The 24198-nt window shown below is 43.8% G+C and carries 18 protein-coding genes; 11 read left to right on the top strand and 7 right to left on the bottom strand.

Annotated elements, in window-relative coordinates; all coding sequences use genetic code 11:
* Positions 1-89: 89 nt before the first annotated feature.
* Both MUG84_RS04225 and MUG84_RS04230 read left to right on the top strand, forming a co-directional pair.
* Entirely contained in the window at positions 90-3002 is a 2913-nt protein-coding gene (locus MUG84_RS04225) for a DUF4855 domain-containing protein (protein WP_244720609.1), read from the top strand.
* A gap of 276 nt (positions 3003-3278) precedes the next feature.
* Positions 3279-4202 (top strand): DMT family transporter, encoded by a 924-nt coding sequence (locus MUG84_RS04230; protein WP_244720612.1) that lies wholly within the window; start codon positions 3279-3281, stop codon positions 4200-4202.
* Positions 4203-4315: 113 nt separating this feature from the next.
* Here MUG84_RS04230 and MUG84_RS04235 read toward each other — a convergent pair whose 3' ends face one another.
* Genes MUG84_RS04235 through MUG84_RS04245 form a run of 3 tightly spaced genes read right to left on the bottom strand, consistent with a single transcriptional unit; the run spans position 4316 to position 6968 of the window.
* Positions 4316-4717, bottom strand: a complete 402-nt coding sequence (locus MUG84_RS04235; RefSeq protein ID WP_244720614.1) for a fascin domain-containing protein — start codon at positions 4715-4717, stop codon at positions 4316-4318.
* A gap of 29 nt (positions 4718-4746) precedes the next feature.
* The gene (locus MUG84_RS04240; RefSeq protein ID WP_244720616.1) at positions 4747-6096 is read right to left on the bottom strand and encodes a fascin domain-containing protein; all 1350 of its coding nucleotides are present in this window, start codon (positions 6094-6096) and stop codon (positions 4747-4749) included.
* Between the two features lie 29 nt (positions 6097-6125).
* Positions 6126-6968: a hypothetical protein gene (locus MUG84_RS04245; RefSeq protein ID WP_244720619.1), complete on the bottom strand. Its 843-nt coding sequence runs from the start codon at positions 6966-6968 to the stop codon at positions 6126-6128.
* A gap of 219 nt (positions 6969-7187) precedes the next feature.
* Between MUG84_RS04245 and MUG84_RS04250 the strand changes: the two genes are divergently transcribed.
* Positions 7188-8348, top strand: coding sequence for a DegT/DnrJ/EryC1/StrS family aminotransferase (locus MUG84_RS04250; RefSeq protein WP_244720622.1), 1161 nt, complete (start codon positions 7188-7190; stop codon positions 8346-8348).
* A gap of 70 nt (positions 8349-8418) precedes the next feature.
* Here MUG84_RS04250 and MUG84_RS04255 read toward each other — a convergent pair whose 3' ends face one another.
* On the bottom strand, positions 8419-8958 hold the full coding sequence (locus MUG84_RS04255; protein WP_244720625.1) for a GNAT family N-acetyltransferase: 540 nt from the start codon (positions 8956-8958) through the stop codon (positions 8419-8421).
* A gap of 491 nt (positions 8959-9449) precedes the next feature.
* Here MUG84_RS04255 and MUG84_RS04260 point away from each other — a divergent pair, with 491 nt between their 5' ends.
* A complete protein-coding gene (locus MUG84_RS04260) occupies positions 9450-10457 on the top strand; it encodes a glycosyltransferase family 61 protein (RefSeq protein WP_244720628.1) in 1008 nt (335 codons plus the stop codon).
* Between the two features lie 27 nt (positions 10458-10484).
* Positions 10485-11990 carry a glycosyltransferase family 61 protein gene (locus MUG84_RS27435; protein ID WP_244720631.1) on the top strand — a complete coding sequence of 502 codons (1506 nt, stop codon included), beginning with the start codon at positions 10485-10487 and terminating at the stop codon, positions 11988-11990.
* 98 nt (positions 11991-12088) lie between these two features.
* On the opposite strand, the gene MUG84_RS04270 is transcribed toward MUG84_RS27435, so the two are convergent.
* Genes MUG84_RS04270 through galU form a run of 3 tightly spaced genes read right to left on the bottom strand, consistent with a single transcriptional unit; the run spans position 12089 to position 15311 of the window.
* Positions 12089-13462, bottom strand: coding sequence for a UDP-glucose dehydrogenase family protein (locus MUG84_RS04270; protein WP_244720634.1), 1374 nt, complete (start codon positions 13460-13462; stop codon positions 12089-12091).
* The gene (locus MUG84_RS04275; protein ID WP_244720636.1) at positions 13459-14424 is read right to left on the bottom strand and encodes a GDP-mannose 4,6-dehydratase; all 966 of its coding nucleotides are present in this window, start codon (positions 14422-14424) and stop codon (positions 13459-13461) included. The genes MUG84_RS04270 and MUG84_RS04275 overlap by 4 nt, the downstream gene beginning before the upstream one ends.
* Complete coding sequence (galU, locus tag MUG84_RS04280) at positions 14421-15311, bottom strand: UTP--glucose-1-phosphate uridylyltransferase GalU (RefSeq protein WP_244720638.1); 891 nt, start codon at positions 15309-15311, stop codon at positions 14421-14423. The genes MUG84_RS04275 and galU overlap by 4 nt, the downstream gene beginning before the upstream one ends.
* Positions 15312-15698: 387 nt before the next feature.
* Here galU and MUG84_RS04285 point away from each other — a divergent pair, with 387 nt between their 5' ends.
* The 6 genes from MUG84_RS04285 (at position 15699) to MUG84_RS04310 (ending at position 24175) form a co-directional block, all read left to right on the top strand.
* A complete protein-coding gene (locus MUG84_RS04285) occupies positions 15699-17471 on the top strand; it encodes a glycoside hydrolase family 2 protein (RefSeq protein ID WP_244720640.1) in 1773 nt (590 codons plus the stop codon).
* Positions 17472-17481: 10 nt separating this feature from the next.
* Positions 17482-18405 (top strand): carbohydrate ABC transporter permease, encoded by a 924-nt coding sequence (locus MUG84_RS04290; RefSeq protein WP_244720653.1) that lies wholly within the window; start codon positions 17482-17484, stop codon positions 18403-18405.
* Between the two features lie 17 nt (positions 18406-18422).
* On the top strand, positions 18423-19256 hold the full coding sequence (locus tag MUG84_RS04295; protein ID WP_244720657.1) for a carbohydrate ABC transporter permease: 834 nt from the start codon (positions 18423-18425) through the stop codon (positions 19254-19256).
* Between the two features lie 103 nt (positions 19257-19359).
* Positions 19360-20703: an ABC transporter substrate-binding protein gene (locus MUG84_RS04300; protein ID WP_244720660.1), complete on the top strand. Its 1344-nt coding sequence runs from the start codon at positions 19360-19362 to the stop codon at positions 20701-20703.
* 90 nt (positions 20704-20793) lie between these two features.
* Positions 20794-22602, top strand: a complete 1809-nt coding sequence (locus MUG84_RS04305; RefSeq protein WP_244720663.1) for a sensor histidine kinase — start codon at positions 20794-20796, stop codon at positions 22600-22602.
* The gene (locus tag MUG84_RS04310) at positions 22595-24175 is read left to right on the top strand and encodes a response regulator transcription factor (protein WP_244720667.1); all 1581 of its coding nucleotides are present in this window, start codon (positions 22595-22597) and stop codon (positions 24173-24175) included. Before MUG84_RS04305 ends, MUG84_RS04310 begins: the two co-directional genes overlap by 8 nt.
* Positions 24176-24198 lie beyond the last annotated feature (23 nt).

Raw genomic sequence — 24198 nt, forward strand, 5'->3', positions numbered from 1 at the left:
GATCGGCAACCAGGGTTTAACCTGAACATAACGCTGCTTCACAGGTTACTAGCAGTTGTACTTGAATATCAGAAAAGGAGCTGACTTTGATGAGATGGCAAAAAAAATGGGGATCCGTCCTGATGGCATCAGTCTTGCTGATGGCACCAGTTTCTGCGGTACAGGCGAAATCGCTTGTTCCGGCCGTGACGATCGCGCAGGCGGGAGATGCAGACCAGACGCAATTCCGCAATCTCGCGGCAGGCCTTTCATATGAATGGTCCGAAGCGCCGGAGGCGTCGCATCCCGACGACGGGCACAAGCTAACGGATGGAAATTACGGCAAATTGGATATGAATGACCCGGCATGGGTAGGACATCTGCACGGAAAAACGCGCGAAGTCGTGTTCGATCTGGGTGAAGAAAAGTCGATCGGAAAGATTACAGCTCATTTTCTCCAAGATTATCCTACTAACTCGATTCTCGTGCCGCTGACGGTATCGATGTATGTCTCCGACGATAAGGAGAATTGGGGACTGCTTTCCCATAACGCCACCCAGCTGCTCTGGGGGGAAGGACCGCCTAGACAGGAGACCTTTGCATGGGACGGCAGTCGGGACGGAATTAAAGGCGGGAATACGGATGGCAAGCTGGCTTATGCCCGTTATGTTAAAGTAACCTTTACGATGCATCAATCGCTATGGGAATACATTGACGAAATCGAAATTATGGGTACGGACGGGAAGGTCGATGGGGCAGTAAAGGTTCCTGCCGAGACGCCTCATTTTTTGGAGCCAGGGGAAGCTACAGGCGGTATCCGGAATCTGAATCTGCTGTATAACGGACAGTATGCAGATGGTTTGGGTGATTGGAAGAAGGAACGGATCATCCCTAACATCAGTTATGTGAATAAGGATGGTGAGCCTACCGATTGGCTTTTTGACGGCGTTTTATATCTCGGGCTGTCTTCACCTGCCGGTCGTGATTTCGGCGTTGGACAAACGAACCTGGAGGACTGGAAATGGTATTTGAATAAAACATTTGCAGCCACGGGGGATATGCAGCAGTTGAATGAGGCTACCAAGGAAGTCGGAGCCAAGCTGAACCAGCCTGATCATAAAGAAAAGGTTGTGTTAATGATTCCGAATCCAGGGGAATACTTAAATCATTTTGGTGATGTTGACGGTGACGGGGTATCCGAAAGCTTTAACGATTCCGTCGTCGGCAAAGAGAAAGCACTCGAAAACAGGGAGAAAGCGGTGCAGTGGTGGCTGGATCAGGTCCAGCAAAGATGGCAGGCGGCGAATTATTCCAATCTTGAGCTTGTTGGCATGTACTGGCTGGAAGAGCAAATCAGTACAAGCGATTCGGGACCGGATTTGATTAAAGCCGTAAGCGGCAAAGTCCATGCTATGAACCTGAAATTTTTCTGGATTCCTCACTCTTTAGCTTACAAAGCCTTTATGTGGAAGGATGTCGGATTTGATGCAGCCGCTTTCCAGCCGAACTATTTCTTCGAGGAAATGGGCTATGACCGTCTGGAAGATGCCGCGAACCTGGCAAAACAGTACGGTATGTCGAATGAAGTCGAGTTTGATGACCGGATGCTGACTGACAACGTATTCCGTGAGCGTTATATCGATTATTTGAACAGCGGCGTTGAAACAGGCTTGATGCAAAAGGGCTTTAGAGCTTATTACCAAGGCAATAATGCCGTTTACAACTTAGGAGTAAGCAAGGATCCAAGTTTGCGTTTAATGTATGACTGGCTGTACCAATATTTGAACGGAACGTACGTCATCAATAATAGCCTGCCACCAGAGGCAGATGTATTCATCAACGGACAAACGTTAAATAGCGATGCGGTCGTACCGGATACGGAAACCATTCAATTTACATGGGAACTCAAAGACGATGACGGAAGCGGACTGACGAAGGTAACGGCCTTGTTTGACGGCAAGCCTTACACCTCGGGAACGCCGATTGATCTAACAGCAAAACCGGGTAAGCATGAGCTAGTGATCACAGTAGCTGCTGCCAAGTCTAAAACCACTTCTTATATCATCAAAGCGGGGGCGACCGCCGATACCATGAAAGCTCACGTGAACCGATTCGCCGAAGAGAAGCAGTTCACGACAGCCGAAGCACCTCGTTCGCTGAACAATTATGTGGAACTAATGAAGCGTTTTGAAGGAACGAATGCTGCACAGTTTGACAAGTACTTAAAAGGCTTCAATGCGAAGCTGGAACAATTGGCTGCAGACCATATCATTTTGGATACGGCGTACGCCGCGCTGAAAGAAGAGGTTTATAACCTTGTCGGGAACCTGGCGGAAAACAAAGCGGCAACAGCTTCTTCCGTTGAAGGCTCCAGCCCGAAATTAGCACCGGAAAAAGCAGTTGACGGATTCCCTACGACAAGATGGGCCAGTAACTACGTCAACGACAGCTGGTTCCAGGTTGATCTTGGCGAAGCCAAAGAATTCGATACGGTTAGAATCGACTGGGAATTCGCACGCGCCAAAACCTATAAACTCCTTGTTTCCGACGACAAGCAGAACTGGACCAGCGTGATCAAGGACAATAACGGAATCATTACGGCACGTGATGGAAAAGAAACGGTTCATTTTGAACCTGTAAAAGCCAGATACATTAAATTCCAGGGCATTGAGAGAAATACGGATTACGGATATTCCTTCTATGAGTTTGGCGTATACAACCTCGCGGGAGGCGGTACAGTAACACCGATCGACGGCACAAGAGCCGTGGTGGATACCAATGCGAAGAAATTGACGATCGACGGTCTGGTAATGAACGGCATACAGTCCAAAGTAAATTTGAAAGTGCTCGATTCGAAAGGGAAAGTTCGGTACGAAGGCCAGACGACAAGCACGGAAACGGGAAGATTCCAATTCACGATCAAGCTTACCGACAATCTAAAGGGAACCTGTAATGCCTATCTTTCTATGGATGGAATGCCTGCACCCGTGAAGTTTTCATTCGAATACAACCCAAAGGACTGATGTTTATTTCCTGGGCGAGCGCAGAATTCGATGGCAAACGGCCTGATTTCGATGATTTCGACTTTGGATAAGGGCATTCCTTGACAAATTCTGTCGCGGCGTGATGCATGATAACTTTTGTTTCGTAAAATAAAGCCATGGACGCAGCGTTATTTCCACGCTGTGATCCATGGCTTTTGAATTTATCTGACGAACAACCAAAAACGAAGGATGACGGGCTGAGCTGGACCGTGCTACAATAAGCTGTTGTCAGTATTGTACCGGAAAGGAAGAATCATGAAAAAAGTTGCCTCGATTCCTACTGCAATTCCTTTAATCATCGGCATCATTGCCGTTTCGTTTTCATCGATTTTTGTAAAATGGTCCTCGGCTCCTGCATCGATTCAAGGGATGTACCGGCTATTCTTCACGGCCCTACTGATGCTCCCGTTTATCCGGCCGCATCTCGCGGAGCTGAAGTCGCTGTCTCTGAAAAAAACATTCATGCTGTTCGCCTCGGGTTTTTTTCTGGCGCTGCATTTTTTGTTGTGGATGGGATCCCTCAAGCTGACGACGGTCTCAAGCTCGACGATTATCCTGGCACTGGAGCCTGTGTTTATCGTGATCGGCGCATTTTTTATCTATAAAGAACGCACGTCAGCCTTTGCGATGTTCGGTATGGGAGTCGCGATTATCGGAGCGGTTCTGATCGGATGGGGGGATATCGGCGTCTCGCGGACCAATTTGATCGGAGATTTGCTATCCGTATTCGGTACATTGGCGGTATCCGTCCATATGCTCATCGGTCAGAAAATGGTGAAGCAAGTATCGTCGTATGTATACAGCTTTGTTGTATTTCTATCGGCTACCATTGTATTCGCGCTGTATAACCTGATCGACGGCGTATCATTTACGGGGTATTCAGGAAAGGACTGGGGGATATTTCTGCTGCTCGCGGTCGTCCCGACGGTTTTTGGACATCTGTTGTTTAATTGGCTGCTGCAGTACGTTTCGGCAACGACCATTTCCATGAGCATTTTAGGAGAACCCGTTGGGGCCAGCCTGCTGGCATTTGTACTTCTGGGCGAGCAAATGACTTGGTTTCAGATCATCGGCGGCCTGCTGGCCATTTCCGGACTCATTTTGTTTCTGAATGCGGATCGCATGAAATGGACATCGAAAAGAAAACGGGATGTGGAACCATTAAAATCTGTAAGCTGATTGAGGCCAAAAAGCCTTACACAAACATTTCATCCCTCTCAATATGGGATCGAAACACGTGTAAGGCGTTTTTTTGCGCTTCAGTAGACTGATGCCGTTGAACCCCCGATAAATCATAATACTTCAATAAAGATGGATTCCCACGGGCCGCGTTTATTTCTATTTGCAATGACAAGATCGTTGCCACCTTGATCGAAGCATACATATTGTCCATTGCTGGCCTGAAGGGAAATGAGATTATTCGCAAAATTGTCAAGCTTAAACAGTTCCCAGGGGCCGACCTGATTCTGGTTAGCCACTACCAGATCCCCGCCACCGTATTTCGCAGTCAGGACATGCTGATTATCAAATGTTCTTAAGTATACAATATTGTTCCAGAGGTCAGCAAAATGCAGCCAGAACGTTTCCCAGGGACCTACACTCCTTCGATTGGCCACAATCTCCCGTCCGCCGCCTCCTTCCGCACACATGTAATACTGACCATCCACCGAACGCAATGCAACTTTAATAGCCATACATACCCTCCCAGAAGTTATTTCTTGGCCTACAATTTTGAAATATAGAATAACTGATTTAACCCGACATCTGCCGCTCTGGGCAGAAGTGAGCACTGCCCCTCCAGGTCTACCGTTACAAATTTATCGTTAGCCATGGATTTAAAGGCAGACCGGCCTTCACCAAAGTCCAAGTGCAGAAAAGTCTCCCAGGGACCGATGTGATCACGATTTGCGATCAGCTCGCCCTCACCCCCGAGTTCTGCAGTGACATATTTCTGATTGGCTAGAGACTGAAGGGCAATTTTGTCGCCATCCAGATAAATCAACCTGAAATTCTCCCAGGGACCAATAGAATACCGGTTCGCACACAACGGAAGAACCCCTTGATTTTCTGCGGCGACCCATAACTGGTTGACAAGCGCCTGCAGGGCGACGACATCATCTGAAAACAGGCTGTGACTCGATCCCTTGAAAGGATCCGGCAATCTGAAGGCAAGTCCCGGGTTTGACCTCACCTCGTTCCTGATTGACTCAACCGTTTCTCCATTATCAAAATAATTGTAGCTCCATGGTGTTTTGCTTAACGCATACTGGCCCAGTTCAATCGATTCGAGCAGATAACCGGAAACCATTTGATAGAGCGGCGATCCCGGATCCGGGTTGCTCTGAAAAAAATAATGAAAGACTGAGTTTGAATAATGGAAAAAGCAAAGGGGCAGCCCATTGGTAAGGTACACTCCATCCTGAATAACAAGGTTACGCTCATGGATGTTCCAAAAGGCCATATTATAACCAGGGTGCTGAAAAGAATACACATCAAAGAAACCGGGTGCAAGATCCAACCACTTTTGATTGGCAAAATGGATGTGATCAAAAAATCCTAGATCATAGCTTCGTTCCCCCCACCACTGTACAAATCGATGGGCTTCATCCGAACGACGAATGGCCGAGAATCCGGCATTATAGACACCGAAGAAGAGCGTGTCAAATTTTAAAAACTCACTGTTGGTGAAATGAGGCGTAAGTACAATTGGCTTCTCATCCAGCGCCCGTATCAGGTCATCAAAGCGGTTCATGACCTGCACGTCAGAATCCAGATGGATAAAGTATTTTTCTGAAGGAAAACGATTCAACAAGAAAGAGTAAAAAAGAGTGACGACCGCGCAAATAGCTTCGAGGACATTATATTTGAGCATAAGCTGCGGAAAATGGGGAATGCCAAGATCCTTCGCTAAAATGACTTCATCAAACCATGGCACATTCATCGCTTCCTGAATCATATCCTTCTCTATAAGACAGACCACAACTTTAGCGTCCGGCATATGCCGCTTGACTGAGCGGGCCATAACCTTTGCCCTGTGGAGATAGTTGGCTGCCGTTACTGTCGAGATAATCATTCTGCTACCTTCCTTTCTAATCCGACCAATCAACCGGACTTCATTTGCTGCAAGGCATTCGAGTACTTTGCCCACAGTTGATGAATGGACGCTTCATGTGGGAAGAGAGCCCCCATCATATTCGTCAAACTGGAGTTATCGTTATTGAAATTGAAGCAGCGAAGACGTTCTGATCCTGCAGTATATCTCTTTCTATTCAAGTATATAAATCTAGACTGTTCGTGAATATTCCAGAACCCGACATTGTAACCGGGATGCCGAAGGATGCCCGTCTGGAAATAACCTGGGACCAAATTCAAACATTTCTGATCGTGCAGACTGCCACCAAATACATGCTGACCATCGAACTCCCGGATTGCCCGAATCCACCAGTTTAACAGACGGCCAAGCTCCTGCGTTCTTGTCATGCCAATCATACCCATATGGAAAGTGCCATCCGTCAGCACTTGAATCTCCCGTGAGCAATCTGTTCGGGAAAAGGGCTCCACAAAGTGCGGAGTCAGCACAATCGTGGATGATGACATCATCGACCTGAATTCTTTCAAAGGACTGACCACCAGCATCCGCGCATCTAGATAGATAAATTCATTCTCTCCGCTATAAACATCCGCCAAAAAACGGAATAGATATCCCCTGAGCACAGACACATGCTGAAACCCCTGAAAGCGGGACATATAGGCATCAAAATCGGGGATCCCCAAATCTCTTGCCAATACGAAATGCTTGACCCATGGATATCTTTCAGATTCAGGTAGAGAATTCTCTATCAGACAAACAATTACTGAAGCTTTGGGATGATGCTCTTTAACCGATTCCGCCATAAGCAGAGCTTCCGCGAACTCATTCCATGTCGCTATGGTTGTAACAAGCATGCGTTTCTCTCCCTTTATTTGCAGTATCATGCTTTCTTGTATATGCAATATATGCCAACCTCTACAGGATGAAATAAGTATTTTACCTAATCTCTAAATTTCTATGGTATTCACACCTGAAAAATAGACTTTCCTTCTGGTATAAATAACGGTGTCCCAATATTCAACTTCAGAATCTGATACATATACGGATCATTTTATTGGAGGCGAGTGACACCAATGTCTATTGAGGATAAGCCGTTTCTTACGTTCGGTGCTCCTGATATTCGGAAACAGGAAATGCTGGAAGTGATGCGATGTCTTGAATCTGGCTGGATCGGAACTGGCAGCAAGGTGGCAAGTTTTGTGGATGATTTTAAAAAATATAAGGGTGTGGATCATGCCGCTGCTTTGAATTCCTGTACAGCCGCGCTCCACCTTTCCCTTCTCACTGCCGGGATTGGGCCGGGAGATGAAGTCATTACAACGCCTATGACCTTTTGTGCTACGATCAACACGATCATTCACTGCGGAGCTACACCCGTCCTGGCCGATATCGATCCGGGTACCATGAATATTGATCCGGAGCGGATCAAAGAGAAAATAACAGAACGTACGAAAGCGATCCTGCCGGTACATTTTGCGGGAAGACCTTGTGAGATGGATGAAATAATAGCCATTTCACGGAAGCATGGACTAAAAGTAATCGAGGACTGCGCACACGCGGTAGAGAGCGAATATCATGGACAGAAGGCAGGAACCATTGGTGACTTTGGCTGTTTTAGCTTTTATGTCACCAAAAATATCACCACCGGAGAAGGCGGAATGGTTCTCGCTAGAAGCGAAGAAGATATCAGGAAAATTCAAATGCTGGGACTGCATGGGTTGTCCAAGGATGCGTGGAAACGCTTCTCGGATTCAGGCTTCCAGCATTACTCTGTTCTGGCACCAGGATATAAATATAATATGATAGACCTTCAAGCGGCTTTGGGCATCCATCAACTAGCTCGAGTGGAAGAAAGCTGGTTGAAACGCCAGCACATCTGGAACAGATATAATCAGGAATTGGGTGACCTCCCGGTTATCCTTCCAGCTTCAACAACGCCCAATACCCGTCATGCGTATCATCTGTATACCCTGCTGATCGATAAAACCTTGTGCGGCCTTGCGCGGAATGAATTTCTGGAGCAAATGAATGCTCGTGGAATCGGCATGGGCGTTCATTACCTAAGTCTGCCCGAACATCCTTTTTATCAAAATGCTTTTGGCTGGAGACCAGTAGATTACCCGCACGCACTGCGGATCGGACAACAAACAGTCAGCCTCCCGTTGTCCTCCAAATTGACGGATGAGGATGTTGACCGTGTCGTCGAAACGACACACCAAATCCTTCGCGCATAACTGCTATAACAGACAACAGCTTTGCTCTGGTATCTAGCCGGACCAAGGCTGTTGTTCGTTTATATGATATTTACATAAAAAGGCGATTCAACAAATTGTCGAAACCCAACTGATGTAGCAGCTCCCGCCAGCGATTCACATGCTCCCATTCGGTTATTTTGGGTTCGTATCCGAGCTTCAAATATATTTTAATAGCTGATAACCGATGATCTTCCGTCTCCAGGATTGCCCTTGCCCTGTTATCTGCAATCATTTGCTGCATCGCAGCCAAAGACACAGCGAAGCCAAGCCCCATTCCCCTATAATCGGGATCAGTCGCCACCATATGAAGATAACCGGCGTCATCACCCCAAGTCTCTTGCCAGAATGCCGATGCAGTCGATACTGGAATGCCTTCAGGCGAAATTACAAATAATACTCGGTTGGGGTGGAAGGAGGGGTCGTCCGTCATCATGGAAAAATCGAAAAATTGCCCAAACGACTGCTGGATGATATTCTCCCAATCTTTCTCATAGTCCTGTTGATAGTTATGCAGCGTAAAACCCGAAGGAAGCTCAATGTTACCTAAATTCAAAAGATGGCTTCTTTCCATCACCAAATGCGTACTCATCTGAACATCCCACCTTTATTCATTTTTGAACACAGAATACACATGATGAACCTGTCCTGTTCCGGCCAATTGACATGGTCAAACGCCAATTATACCGAATAGTAGGTGTTTAACTATGCTGCTCCCTTACCCGTGGCATATGATGGGTAAGGAATTGGAGGGAGGTGTTAAAGTTGAAGAGACAACGCCTGCGAATCCATCCGCATCCTAAAGCTACTTCAATTAAAAAACGTCAATCGCGAAAGAAAATAACCGTTCGGATATACCGAGATTTGATACGGAAACGACGAAAAAAAAGAATTTCAAGAAAAAAGAGGCTGCGATATCCAATCAGGAAAAGAAAGCTTAGGCGCACCAATTCCCGCCGTACTAGCAGAAACCACAGGAACACGCAGACTGTAGAGTTGCATAGTAAACGACCAGAAGGGCTATATAAAACTACATCGGAATGGGCCCAGCATAGCCGTCTTCGTGGAGATGATCCCGTCTTTATGGAATTCCATACGAACGAGGCCTTCCATTTCACAGCTTCGAAGGGTCTTGAATCCCCTTTGTTTACAGAGAATATCAAACCCTTGCCGTCAGCCTTTGTTGCAGTGATCCCGGAAGGGCGGGTGCTGGGAGAAGAAGGATCTGTGATTACACCTGATAACCGCCTTTTATGGGATGTATCATTGCAGCTGCTCCCTGAAGATCAGCATCCCGTATTCAAACCAGAACCTCTGGGGCCTTTAATCGAGACCCAAGGGACATTGGCAGTCCTTAGCTTTTTCAGCAGTGAAACCTATTTCCACTGGCTATACGATGTCCTAGCACGTATCCATCTGATTCGCATGAGTGGAATCATAGTGGACAAATATGTCATGAATCGAAATATCCAAGCCCCATTCCAGGATGAGACCCTTGCCATGCTTGGCATTCCATCGGATAAGATTCTGTTCACCTATCCCAATATGAATCTGAAGGCAAAGCAACTGGTTGTTACATCGATTTCCATGCACTCTTTTCTGGAATACGGCAGTTGGCCTTTTCAATTCATAAGACAGGAATTGTACGAGAAACAGGATTTTAGGCATACAGGCTGTGACAGAATTTATATTAGTCGCGCCAAATCTGACAAACGTAAAATTTTGAATGAGGATCAAGTCACAGGTCTGCTGGATAATTACGGATTTACCACAGTAGTGCTGGAGGATCTGTCGGTTGCACAGCAGATTGAGACCTTTTCCTCCGCTTCAGTAATCGTTGCGCCACACGGTTCAGGGTTAGCTAATCTGGCCTTCTGCCATCCGGGAACCAAAATTATAGAATTATTCGCACGTGGCTATACGCCGGTATGTTACTGGGAAATGAGTAATTATTTACAGCTGGACTACTATAGCATGGTGGAAAGTGGATATCTCGAACCCAATCAGCAGCATTTATTCGAACAGAACATCATGCTCCCTCTTGACCGTTTGGAACAGCTGCTTTGCCTGGCTGGCATTTCTCGCATATGAAGTTATCCAATCAAAGGAGGAAAAGCGGTGAACGCCCGATTGAAACGAAAAAGAGCTGCTAATGCAAAAAAAAGAACCCGGCAATCTCTTGATTCTGGTCTTCGCCTTTTAGCGCTTATCTTACTAACTCAAAGGAAGCTTAGACTGGAACGAAAGAAGCGACAAAAGAGAAAGCGCCTTAGACGGAGAATAATGCGACTAAAGAGAATACAGCGACGTAGACGGAGAAAGATGAGATTAATAAGGGAAATGAGATTAAGACGAAGAAGAGAAAGGGTTAATCATTCAGCTCCTCCCGTTCATTCTCATGATGTTCAGCATATAACGGATCATAAGCCGCCGAGCGAAAACAGGAACTCTTCCCATTCATCTTTGCCACATTGGGTAGGCGAAGAAGCCGACGGAATAATCGCTCCCATTAGCTATGATAACACCCCAGCCTGGATCAGCCAGTCCGCTGAAAAGGGAAGCCTGATTGCACCAGTATTCAAAGAGCTTTATCCTGGCTTTACCGATATTTATCCAGAAGCCCGAGATATTAATGGTAATATCCGATTTGATAACACCCAAGTGACCTCGCCCAGCTGCTTTGTTGCCGTTATTCCATCGGGGAGAATCTGGGGCGTCAACGGATCTGTGATTACACCTGACAATGTTGTGCTTGAAGATGTGTCGATGGAATTCTCCATAGGTTTAAACTTTGGGATTCACCCGGCTATCAGCAGATGGGCTCCACATCAGTTATCTTTTACATCGGAAACGGTTGCCTCCCTGGGATTTTCGGACAGCCAAAATTATTTCCACTGGTTGTATGATGTTTTGGGTAGGCTGCATTTACTTCAGCTTAGCGGTATAAAAGTGGATAAATACGTGATTAACCGGAGAAGCAGAATCTGGTGGGATATTGATGATCTTAATGGCCCAAGGCCATTTCAGGAAGAATCTTTACGGATGCTGGGCATTGATTCAAAACAAATTATCGAGACTCATGAGGAATTCAACTTGAAGGCCGGCCAGGTAGTCGTAATGTCACACACCGAGCGGCGTGGTTATCCAAAATGGGCGTCAGAGTTCTTAAGGAAGGTCTTTTTGTTTGACCGCGGCTTGGACGTCAATGGCCAAGGAAGTGAGTACATTTATATCAGCCGATTGAAAGCGAAACGACGCAGAATCTTAAATGAAACAGACGTTATTGATCTGTTGACAGCTCATGGATTCAAAATCTATTCATTAGAAGAAATGAGCATGGACGAGCAAATCCGTCTATTTAACAATGCCAAAGTCGTTGTTTCGCCCCACGGCGCAGGAATGTCGAATATCACTTTCTGTAAACCAGGGACATCTATTGTTGAAATTTTCACGCCTAACTGGATAAAGGATTGCTACTATAGAATCAGCAACCATTGTAATTTGGATTATCATTGTTTGGTAGGTGAAGGCGTAGCCTGGGAAGGGATGAGATGGGATGGTGAGGAGGATCTGATTGTAGATATGGATCAATTAAAGCAGGTGCTGTCCCAAATTAAAATATAGAGATCATGGAATAAGGAAAATCCCCTCCGGCTAACCACAGCAGTCCATCTGAACAGATGCGCTTACTCGTTGTCGACCATGAGGGGATCTTTTACAGTTCAGGAGGTGCCAAGGCCCTCTACTTGAAATCCGATATGGATTAATTCAGGGCGAGGAAGTACATTTCTGGTATCCAATATATATGGATTGCTCATTCGTTTGTACATTTCTTTCCAGTCCAACTGGAGATACTGATCCCAGTGAGTCAAGAGTACAATTGCGTCGGCATATTGAGCCGTCTCTTCCGGATTCTCGCAATACGTAATCTGCAACTCTGAATTTATTGCCTGGAACATTTCCATCCCTTTTGGATCATGGACCTTTACATTAGCCCCCAGCTCGAGGAGCCTCGCGATAATGACCTGAGCCTGGCTTTTTCTAGCATCATCCGTGTTTGGCTTAAACGTAAGCCCCAGAATCCCTACAGTTTTGCCGTTCAGGGACTTGAGTCGATCTCTGATTTTATCTACGCAATATTTGTGCATAGCGAGATTCGAATCGATCGCTGCTTTGACGACCGTGAGCTCTCTGCCGTATTTTTGGCTTGTTGATAGCAGTTCAATGGTGTCCTTGGGAAAGCAGCTGCCCCCCCAACCGCTGGAAACCTGAAGAAATTTGCTGCCGATCCGACCATCAAGTCCCATGCCTTTTGCAACTTGTTGCACCTGAGCTCCTAAGGCATCGCACAGCCGAGCAATTTCATTGATATAACTGATTTTTACGGATAAAAAGGCATTCGAGGCATACTTGATCATCTCAGCGCTCTTCGAATCTGTCTCAAAATATATAGCCGGCGGTTTGTCTAGTTGGTTAAGGAATGAAAAAGTCTCACTCCACTGTTTATATTTGTGACGTTCCAGAAGACGGCCATACAGTTCCCGCATCTTGGTTTTTGCTGTATCGCTCTCCGAGCCGATGACGATACGGTCTGGAAAGAACACATCTTCCAAGGCGCATCCTTCTCTCAAAAATTCGGGATTGCTGACAACGGAGAAGTGTACTCCTGCCTGCAGTCCTGATTTCTGCCTTACTCTGCCTGTAACTCTGTCGGCTGTCCCTACAGGTACTGTCGATTTGTTAACAATGACGGTAAACGATTCCGGATTCAGGCGGGAAGCAATTTGCTCAGCAACCTGAGTCACATAAGTCATATCCACCGTTCCATCAGCTTTGGAAGGTGTGCCCACACAGATAAAAATGATATCTGCATGGTTCACGCTGTCATATTTGGTCTCCGCGTGAAGCGTTTTTCCAATCGTCATAGAAATAAGCTGATCCAATTCCGGCTCATAAATGGGACTCTTCCCTGACTGAATCAGTTTGATTTTATTCGGATCGATATCAATTACTGTCGTATCATGGCCCAAAAATGCAAAGGCGGCTGCCGTAACAGATCCCACGTACCCAGATCCTACGCAAACAACCTTCATCATCGATCCTCCTCTCTGTTCGCTGACCGATAGACCTGGATCATTCGTCGCAGACCTTCATCTAAATTAATAACCGGTTCCCAGCCAAGAAGGTTTTTGGCTTTGTCAATGATTGGACGGCGCTGCTTGGGATCATCAACCGGCAAGGGGTGGAACGTAATCCGGCAGTTCCCTCCTGTAATTTGATTGACACGCTCGGCTAATTCCAAAATAGTGTATTCGGTAGGATTGCCTATATTAATAATCTCACCGCTAGCCGACTCTTTCTCCATCATTAATTTCAGGCCCCGAATTGTATCGTCTGCATAACAAAAAGAACGGGTTTGCATGCCATTCCCATATACAGTTAGATCCTTCCCTGTAAGTGCCTGTTCAACAAAGTTGGAGATGACCCTGCCATCGTCGCTTCTCAGACCTGCTGAATAGGTGTTGAAGATACGGGCTACTCTTACATCCACTTGGAACTTATGGAAATACTCGTAGCAGAACACTTCACCGAGCCGTTTGGCCTCATCATAGCAGGCACGTGGCCCCCAGGTGTTAACATTCCCTCTATAATGCTCCGGTTGGGGATGTACGTCGGGATCTCCGTATGCTTCACTTGTGCTTGTAAAGAGCATTTTGGCCCCTGTCCGTCTTGCCAATTCAAGCATATGCATGGTGCCTATGGTGTTGATGGCTATAGTTTCGAGAGGAGCGGATTGATAATATTTAGGTGAAGCAGGCGACGCCAAATGATAAATCTCCCTCACATCGGATAGAGAATTTAGAAGCAACCATTCTTCTGAGGAAGCATTCTCCTGGATAAAAACAAAGTTATCATTCTTCAACAGGCCCTCGATGTTGGACATTTTGCCTGTGGATAAATTATCTACACCAATAACACGATGTCCTTCCGAGATCAGATCTTTCGTTAGATGACTACCCAGAAATCCCGCTGCCCCAGTTATAAGGATGGTTTTCACGCTTCTTCACCTTCTTTCTCTGGTTTAAGGATACCTTGCAAGTATCCATGCATTTCTTTTTTTAGGAGTTCATGTCGCTGAGCGTACTCCACATTAGCCTTAATCAGCCCCATTAGATTGCCTATGTCGTAGGAGATGCCTTCACATTCCAAGGCATAGCATGTGGTCTTCTCAGATAAGTTCCGCAAAGCATCCGTAAGCTGTATTTCTTCCCCAAGCTTCGGTGGAGGAAGAATCGCCAGCTCATCCATAATTTGTGGCTCAAGGATATATCTGCCCATAATCGCCAGATTGGAAGGCGGATTGCCCTTGGGCTTTTCTACGAGTGACTTAATCCGGTACAGCCTGTCGTTCACTTTCTCTCCATCTAGAATTCCGTACTTTTCAATATCAGGGGGAGCTACCGGTTGAACGCCGATGACAGTCGCAGGCTGCTGATGGTAACTCTCTATCAATTGCTGCAGACAAGGCTTTTGACTGTGAAATATCATGTCTCCGAGCATAACAGCGAAGGTCTCTTGGCCTACAGCTTTGCGGGCAGTCCAAACGGCATGGCCGAGTCCAAGTGGTTTGTTTTGTCTGATGTATTGAAAATTTGCCATATTCGAGATTTCGTCCATCCATTGGAGTACCCGAATGTCACCTTTTTTCTTCAACACTTGCTCGATCTGGGGCTGATGGTCAAAATAGTCTTCAATGGCACGTTTATCTCGACCAGTTATGATGATGACATCTTCAATGCCGGATGCAACAGCTTCTTCGACGATGTAATGAATTGCAGGTTTATTAATAATCGGCAGAAGTTCTTTGGGAACTGCCTTTGTGATAGGCAAAAAGCGTGTCCCTAGGCCGGCAGCAGGGATTACCGCTTTCCGAACCGTCTTCATGAGATACCTCCTTTGCTATTCCATATCAATGTTCAGTGTATGTCCGGCGAAATTTAATGCCTTAGTCGTATAAACTATTTTTAATAAAATAGACAGGAGCAGCAAAAGAGGGGCTCGAAAGGCAGGCAGGGGAGAGTGGAATAGAGACTAAGCAGGTATTCATAGAACAGTTGGCGGCACTGTACGAGCTGCAACAACCCGGATTCGCAAGGCAGATAGGGAAGATCGATACTCGCGATGAAATGAATGAGTCCGGTTATCTTGCGATTTTGAGATGGTCAATTTTTTTGCAAGATAAGTAAAATATGTGCCTATTTAAGATGCGCAGAACACGGTTAAATAGAAGAACAATGAATGAAATGCATGAGAGAAAGAAGAGGGATGGAAATGGATCAAGCAAAAAATTATGTTGATCAATTACATAACGAGGCATACGAAGATCTCTTTTTAGCCAAGTGTGTTACATATGAATCGATGATTACGGATTATGGTCGCAATAAAGAATCGCTTAACGGTTTTTGGAATTTTGGCGTCGATCAGTACGATACTTGCCTTCGTGCCAAATGGTACGAGGAAAATTACGTGGATAACGATGGTTTGCGCAACCCAATGGACTTTAGCTTCGATGAATGGGAACGAATGCCGATCCCTTCATGTTGGAATGTGCAGCGAGAGAAATATTTTTATTATGAAGGAAGCATGGTGTTTACAAGAACTTTCTACTATGAGAAGCACGGAGAGGAACGCGTTTTCCTCAAATTTGGTGCTGTCAATTACGATGCTAAAGTTTTTCTTAACAAGCAATTTCTTGGGTGCCATAAAGGCGGATCAACCCCATTTTATATCGAAGTAACACAAGAATTGAAAGCTAACAACCGTATTATGGTCGTTGCGAACAATATGCGTAAAGCCAGCAACGTCCCTTGCAAAAATACAGATTGGTTTAACTACGGGGGCATCTATCGTAATGTAGAAATCATTCGCTTGCCTGGAACCTTTATTAAACAATACGCTGTATCGCTCAAGCCCGATGGAACATTCTCCAATATTCAAGTCTCCGTGGAAATCGATGGAGCAGTTCTTGACGGTCAGGCTAACATCGACATTCCCGAGCTAAACATTCATGAAACCATCCAAATCCGTCAAGGCAAAGGTCAATGTACGATTGGGGCGAAGCCGGAGCTATGGTCTCCAGAGAATCCCAAGCTCTATGACGTGATCATCACGTATATGGAAGATACCGTTCGTGAACGAATAGGCTTCCGGGAAATCAGTGTCCAAGGTCATGACATTATCCTTAACGGCCAGCCCATCTATTTAAAGGGGATCGCCGCTCATGAAGAAAGCGTCCTCAACGGAAAAGCAGTCACAGATGCTGAAATTATCGAGAATTTCAAGCTTGCTAAGGAAATGAACTGCAATTACATGCGTCTTGCTCATTATCCACATACAGAACAAGCTGCACGGATCGCAGATGAAATGGGGATTATGCTTTGGGAGGAAATTCCGGTATATTGGGCGATTGAGTTCAATAACCCCGAAACCTATCGGGATGCAGCAAATCAACTGTCGGAGCTTATTATCAGAGACTATAATCGTGCGAGCGTCATAATATGGTCCGTGGGCAACGAAAATGCAGATTCAGAGGAACGATTGCAATTTATGAGTTCGCTTGCCAAACGGGCCAAGGCTTTAGACGAGACAAGACTTGTCTCTGCAGCATGCTTGCTCGATCACACGAATCATTTGATCAAAGACCGATTGGCTGAACATTTAGACATCATCGGTGCGAATCAATATTACGGCTGGTATCAGACCGATTTCAACAATCTCATCAAACTGTTCGAGAATAGTAAACCCAAGAAGCCTGTGGTCATTACCGAATTTGGAGCTGATGCCAAAGCAGGTCATCGAGGCAGTGTAGATGATAAAGGAACAGAAGATTGCCAAGCGCATATTTACAAAAAGCAAGTGCAGGTGCTCGGACAAATCTCATATGTCAAAGGACTAAGCCCATGGATATTATACGACTTCCGTTGTCCTCGCAGACTTCATCCGGTAACGCAAAATTACTATAATACGAAAGGTCTTCTGTCTGAAGATAAGTCTTATAAGAAACCTGCGTTTTATATTATGCAGCAATTCTATCAAGATAGATGAGGTGATAAGCATGCTGTTCAAAAGAAACCAAGAGAATAAAACGCGTCGTCTTATGTTGAAGGAAAAAAGAGAGAATTTCGCGGGATATATATTTGTAGGTCCGATGCTGATTGGATTGACCGTCCTCACCGTTATTCCTGCCATCCTATCTTTAATATTCAGCTTTACAGAATGGAGCTTTATCGCAGGACTCAATAAAATGAAATTTGTCGGATTTAAGAACTATGTTCAGTTATTGCATGATCCTGTCTTTATCACTTCATTCAAAAATAACCTTATCCTATTGCTGGTTGTCCCGATTCAATTGATCATTTCGTTGGTCTTGGCCGTCATCATTAATAAAAGTGTATATTTCAAAAGTTTCTTCAAAGTTGTTTTCTTTATGCCTTATATCTCCAGTATTGTTGCGGTTTCTATCGTATTTCAATTATTGTTCCAGCCTTCGTATGGACCGATCAATCAATTTTTAAGAGCCATTGGCATGGACAATCCACCGAAATGGTTAGCAGATATTCATTATGCATTGCCATCCGTCATGATCATTTTGACTTGGGTTGGTATCGGTTTCTGTCTCATCGTCTATATGGCTGCGCTACAATCGATTCCGAAGGATCTCTATGAATCTGCTGATATCGATGGTGCTAGTCCATGGACAAGATTTAGAAGAATCACACTACCGCTTGTATCGCCAACGACGTTCTTCTTGCTTGTCACAGGTCTCATTAGTTCGTTTAAATCCTTTGATATCATCAAAGTTTTAACTGAAGGGGGTCCATCCTATTCGACCTCCGTTGTCACCTATTATCTGTACACGACAGCATTTGAAAACTTAAAAACCGGTTACGCTTCATCGATGGCTTGGGCATTGTTCGGTTGCGTCCTCCTCATTACCGTTTTTCAACTGTATGGTCAGAAAAAATGGGTGAATTATTGATTTGGGAGGGGAACAGTATGGAAAATTCAAATAAGTTATGGAAAACCATCATAACGATCCTTTTGCTTATTCTTGGAGTTGCTTTCCTACTACCGTTTATATGGATGTTATCCACTTCCTTTAAACCGGAGATTGATGTATTCAAATATCCCATTGAATGGATACCAAGGCATTGGCAAGGAGCTCAGAACTATCAAGAGGTCTGGTTTGGTGAATATCCTTTTGCAACATATTATTGGAACTCGATTAAGGTCAGCGTGCTGACGACGATCATTTCCGTTTCGGTATCCAGCATGGCGGCTTATGCTTTTGCTAAAATAGAATTCATAGGCAAGAACGCACTGTTCGTGCTCGTGCTGATGACCTTTATGATCCCTAGTTCTTCGATTATCGTACCTCAATTTCTCATTTTTAAGTGGTTTCATTTATTTGATACTCATCTTGGACTTATTCTTGTTGGATCGTTTAGTGCGTTAGGTACCTTTATGCTGCGACAGTTTTTTATGGGGCTTCATCATGAATTCCTCGATGCGGCAAGAATGGACGGTGCTGGACAGCGTATTTTATTTACAAAAGTCGCTCTTCCTCTAGTTCGTCCTGCGATCGCTACCTATGCCATTTTACGTTTTATCTGGACATGGAACGACTATCAAAATCCGCTCATTTTCTTAAGAAGTGATTATCTTTCTACGATTCAAATCGGTATACAAAAATTTGCTGCCGAGAGTGGAGCTTTTTATTCCTTAATCATGGCCGGTGCGGTTTCAGCCATTATCCCTCTACTCCTTATTTTTATCCTTGGTCAAAAGCAAGTAATGGAAGGAATTGCAATGGGTGGGGTGAAAGGGTAAAAATATTATCGTAAACGGTAAAAATTGAAACTTTGTTGCTCTAACCTGGAGTGTTATTGTGATTATGAAATGAAAACGCTTATAATTAGGGGAGGTTAAACAAATGAAGAAAAAAATTCTAGGCATAACCACAACCGTAGTTATGCTGGCAAGCCTGCTAGCAGGATGCTCTGGTAGTAGTAACAGCAGTACAGCTTCTGGCAAGAATACAGGCAGTACAGATCAGAGCAAGCCTGTTACAATTAAGTTTCTCAATTGGGAAAAACCATCGGTTTATCAACCGGCGATCGATGCATTTGAGAAGAAATATCCGAACATCAAAGTCGAATATATTCCCCTCGTAGAAAATGACTCGAACGAAACGCTGAAAAAAATTGATATTATGTATGCTTCAGGTGAAGATTTTGACGTCTTCTCTCTCAACTCATTACCTAACTTAAGTCAACGAGCTTCGAATGGGATGCTGGAACCTCTGGATGATTATATAAATGCTGAGGGGATTAAATATGAGGATGAATATAAAGCGGAACAAATGAAATTAGACAACAAGCGGTATTCCCTTCCCGGTAAATTTGGACCATGGTTCATACTCATGAATAAAGATCGGCTTGATGAAGCCGGCTTGAGTGTTCCGACAAGCTGGACATGGGATGAGTTCCGTGATTATTCCAAACAATTAACAAAGGGTGAAGGTGCTACCAAAAGTTACGGTACATTCTTCCATACATGGAAAGACTACTTCCTGCTTCGTCTATATAGTTCTCCTGAGAATCAAGGTATAATGACAGATGATGGTAAGAAACTGAATGATGAGAATCCATTAATGAAGGAATCGTTAGAACTGCGCTATAACATGGAGTATGTTGACCATTCTGCAATGCCGTATCAAGATGTTGTATCGCAAAAAATTCCATATCGCGATGCGTATTTCCAAGGTAAAGCAAGTATGCTTCCAACAGGACCGTGGATGATTTCTGAAGCAGGTGGAACAGACAAGATCCCAGCGACATTCCATTCAGCATTTGCTCCTTGGCCTAAAAATAATGCATCTGATGAGAATTATTCATTTGGTGGAGCTGATTCACTTGTTATCTCTTCTAATTCAAAACATAAGCAAGAATCCTATGAATTTATTCGTTTCCTATCAACTGAAGGCATGTCATTAACGAAACAGCTTTCTGCATGGAAAAAAGCTGACTTGAACCAAGAAGTGGACGCGATCATTTCTGCAACGATGTCTCCTGATATGATTGATAAAAATTCTCTCATAAACACACTTTCTGTAATGAAGCTTCCAACTCCCCCAGTTGCCGTTCCTTATAGCGCTGATTTGGAGAAAGGATATATTGCAGAAGCTGAGAAATATATGCTAGGCGAGACAGACATCGATACAACGATGAAAAATATTAAAGTGAATTTGCAAAAAATCATTGACGCTAACCAATAATTCGTATCACAGTAGTAATTATCAAGAGGATGCCAATAGGTCATCCTCTTTTCCCATAATCTCATATGAATGTAAACATAGGAGGATGTGATGAATAGAACATCAACGAACTGGAGAAAAAAGTTAATCGCTACCGCTTTGTTATGTCTCTTGATTCCCTCTGCAATTAGCCTAGGATTAACCGGTGTTTATACAAATAACATGTTAATGAAAAACGCGTCTATGAAGTCAGAACAGTCATTGGATGTTGCTAAACTATATGTATCTAATATCATCGATAATATGAATCATGCATTTAACTCGATACAATACGATAGTGAAATGATATCCAACCTTCGATTAGCTTGGAATAAATACAATCATGATGAACATAAAACTGATTTTTTTGCTAATAAGGTCGTTACCGAAAAGTTAAATGAATTAATGTATTTCAGCGGCAAATGCTATGTAACCATATTTCTGCCGGGTGGGCTTTATTTTTCCAATTATTCCGTATATCCGAGCGATTTGTCCTATATGTATCAAGAACCTTGGCTCGTAACCATGTCAAAGAAACCGACCAATACAACAAGTTGGATTGGGGTGTTAGACAACTATGTTCCAGCGGATACCGATCGGTATCCACATCTGATTACCATTGCGCATACGTTCAAACTTTATGCCAATGCACCAAACGCGATTATCGTGATAAGCAAACCTGAAAGCGAATTCCATGAAATTTTCGATAAATACGCATCCGATCAAACCATGATGCTGCTTGATCGTGAAGGAACGATTCAATCTCAGACTGATGAACGTTTAATCGGTACTACCGTTCCGTTCACGTACTTGTCGGATCATAAGGACCGGGTAGTCTGGAATGATAAAGAATATATTTCGGTTACGACACCGCTCAGCTTTGCAGGGTTAAGCATACTAAGTTTGACGCCTTATCAAGCCGTAACGGGGAATTACGGAAAGTTTTTTAATCAAATTGTTAGCTTTCAGTTTCTCTCTTTTATTGTGTTTTCCGTCGTCATGTACTTTTTACTGCGTTACTACATAAGACCGATTATTACACTAGCAAAAACAGCTAAATCCGTCGAATCTGGAAATTTAGATGTCCGTTCGGGGGTTTCAGGGAATGATGAGATTGGCTATTTAGGGCTATCCTTTGACCGAATGTTAGATCGAATCAATGAAATGATTCATGAAATTCAAATAGAGCAGACCCGTAAAAGAAAAGCAGAGCTGGAATTGCTGCAGGCTCAGGTGAACCCGCATTTTCTCTTTAATACGTTAAACTCGATTCGGCTAAAGACCATCATGAGAGGAGATAACGAAATTGGCGGTGTCATCGGTTCGTTATCTACCTTATTAAGAATGACAATCAATCGGAATAACGAATTTTTAACACTTCACGAAGAGATCGATATCGCTACACAGTATGTGAAGTTAATGAAATTCAGGCACGTAGTGGATGTTCAATTAATTACTAATCTTGCATCAGATACCCTGTTCGCGTCCATTCCCAGACTTACGCTTCAACCCTTAATCGAGAATGCTTTTATTCATGGACTCAAGCAAAAACAAGGCACGATAACGATATCTTCATGGCGAAAAGATCATTTGCTGTATATTTCAATAGAAGATGATGGGGTAGGCATCGAACCGGAGAAGTTAGTTTCGCTTACTCGCATGTTATCTGCAACAAGTATGCGGGGAGATCAGGGCACTTCATCCTCGATGAATGGCATTGGTTTAAAGAATGTAAATGAACGTCTTTCCATGATCTACGGGGATGAATTTACGATCCAATTGATTAGTTCTAAAGATAAGGGACTACAAATAGCTTTATCTTTCCCATTTTCAAAGTATGAGGGGATGAAGGATGATGTACAAGGTATTGTTAGTGGATGACGATGTAGCCGTATTAGATTTTTTAAATATAATGATTCCTTGGCATACATTTGGTTATGCTGTGCCACATCGAAGTACCAATGGAGAAGAGGCTTTGATGTACTGTCAGCAGGAGCTGCCTGATCTGATTGTGACCGACATCGGAATGCCTGGAATGAACGGGATCGAACTAATTAAATCCATTAAGAAAATCAGTCAGCACCAACCTCAGTTCGTGATTTTATCCTGTCATGACGACTTTAACTATGCCAAACAGGCGGTTCAAATCGGTGTACAAGACTATATTCTGAAAGAATCGCTGGATATACCTGATATTACAGATCTTCTCTCAAAATTAAAACAAAAGATGGATCAAGAACAACAACATCAAGCTGAAATTCAGAAGCTGAATTTTCAAGTGCATCAAAATAAATCCCTCATCAAAGAAAAATGGATTCATGATGTGCTGTCAGCGCCCGTTTCAAAGGGTTATCAATGGAAGGAACAATTGGCGGAATTCGGCTTATCTCGATGTCTCTCGTTTTTTATTCCTGCTGTTGCTTGCATTCATCGAACGAGTGATGCATTCCATCGATATGAAGATGAGCATACCTTGAAATTTATTATAGAAAATGCGATGGAAGAGCTGCTGCAGGACATACCTGATCTATTGTTCTTAAGTTACATATCCAATCAATTCTTTCTTTTATATAATTGTGAGAATACATTAAAAATCAATCCTTGTGAATATGTTGTCAATCTATGCAAAGAAATACAATACAAGTTAATGAAACTGCTCAAGCTCCCCGTATCGATTCTTGTGGGGGATTTAGAGCGTGATTATGCAGGGATCAAACAACAGTTTCATCGTCTGCAGCAAGATACAGATAAAATGTTTTACTATCCAGAACCTCAAATCTTAAAAATGACAGAACTCACGGGTTACCATTTTCACAAAGAAGATTTGCTGAATCATTATGATGAATTATCGGAGCAGTTGCACCGCGTGATCTTAGAGGGGAATGCCGATGTCGAGAAAGCCTTGAATCCCTTTATTCAATTTATTACCGGTCAGAAGTTTCCTCCTAATAAAGTCAAGCAATTCGTGAACAAGCTGGTACTCGATATCATGCTCAAATTGAAAATCAATCAACAATATGCCAATGAAAAAATACAACAACAGCTGGTTCAAATCAGTAATATTGGCGAACTGCAAAGGTGGCTTGTTCACTTCGTTAAAGAAGCCGTCCGTATGATGGAGGACATTTCGAAACAAAGTAAAAAAATCGAAATTATTAACGCCCAAAAATATGTATTGCTCCAATTAGATCGAAAAATAACGCTAGATGAGGTCGCCAATCATTTACACTTAAATCCGAGCTATTTTAGCCGCTTGTACAAGAAAGAAACCAATGAAAATTTCATTGAATATGTCACAAGAATGAAAATGGAGAGAGCCAAGGAGCTGCTAAATACTTCCGAAAAAACGATCGATTCGATTTCCCATCAGCTCGGATATGACAATCGCAGTTATTTTGTGAAGCTGTTCAAACAGCATTTCGGCGTTCTTCCTAGTAAATTCGTCAAATCATAAACCGAGCAAAAACGAGCAATCTA

This window comes from Paenibacillus mangrovi (assembly GCF_022898935.1).
GTDB classification, from domain to species: Bacteria; Bacillota; Bacilli; order Paenibacillales; family Paenibacillaceae; genus Paenibacillus_AQ; species Paenibacillus_AQ mangrovi.

Coding starts and splice junctions, on each gene's coding strand:
- MUG84_RS04225 (WP_244720609.1), top strand. CDS start 90: ATGAGATGGCAAAAAAAATGGGGATCCGTCCTGATGGCATCAGTCTTG.
- MUG84_RS04230 (WP_244720612.1), top strand. CDS start 3,279: ATGAAAAAAGTTGCCTCGATTCCTACTGCAATTCCTTTAATCATCGGC.
- MUG84_RS04235 (WP_244720614.1), bottom strand. CDS start 4,717: ATGGCTATTAAAGTTGCATTGCGTTCGGTGGATGGTCAGTATTACATG.
- MUG84_RS04240 (WP_244720616.1), bottom strand. CDS start 6,096: ATGATTATCTCGACAGTAACGGCAGCCAACTATCTCCACAGGGCAAAG.
- MUG84_RS04245 (WP_244720619.1), bottom strand. CDS start 6,968: ATGCTTGTTACAACCATAGCGACATGGAATGAGTTCGCGGAAGCTCTG.
- MUG84_RS04250 (WP_244720622.1), top strand. CDS start 7,188: ATGTCTATTGAGGATAAGCCGTTTCTTACGTTCGGTGCTCCTGATATT.
- MUG84_RS04255 (WP_244720625.1), bottom strand. CDS start 8,958: ATGAGTACGCATTTGGTGATGGAAAGAAGCCATCTTTTGAATTTAGGT.
- MUG84_RS04260 (WP_244720628.1), top strand. CDS start 9,450: ATGGAATTCCATACGAACGAGGCCTTCCATTTCACAGCTTCGAAGGGT.
- MUG84_RS04270 (WP_244720634.1), bottom strand. CDS start 13,462: ATGATGAAGGTTGTTTGCGTAGGATCTGGGTACGTGGGATCTGTTACG.
- galU (WP_244720638.1), bottom strand. CDS start 15,311: ATGAAGACGGTTCGGAAAGCGGTAATCCCTGCTGCCGGCCTAGGGACA.
- MUG84_RS04285 (WP_244720640.1), top strand. CDS start 15,699: ATGGATCAAGCAAAAAATTATGTTGATCAATTACATAACGAGGCATAC.
- MUG84_RS04290 (WP_244720653.1), top strand. CDS start 17,482: ATGCTGTTCAAAAGAAACCAAGAGAATAAAACGCGTCGTCTTATGTTG.
- MUG84_RS04295 (WP_244720657.1), top strand. CDS start 18,423: ATGGAAAATTCAAATAAGTTATGGAAAACCATCATAACGATCCTTTTG.
- MUG84_RS04300 (WP_244720660.1), top strand. CDS start 19,360: ATGAAGAAAAAAATTCTAGGCATAACCACAACCGTAGTTATGCTGGCA.
- MUG84_RS04305 (WP_244720663.1), top strand. CDS start 20,794: ATGAATAGAACATCAACGAACTGGAGAAAAAAGTTAATCGCTACCGCT.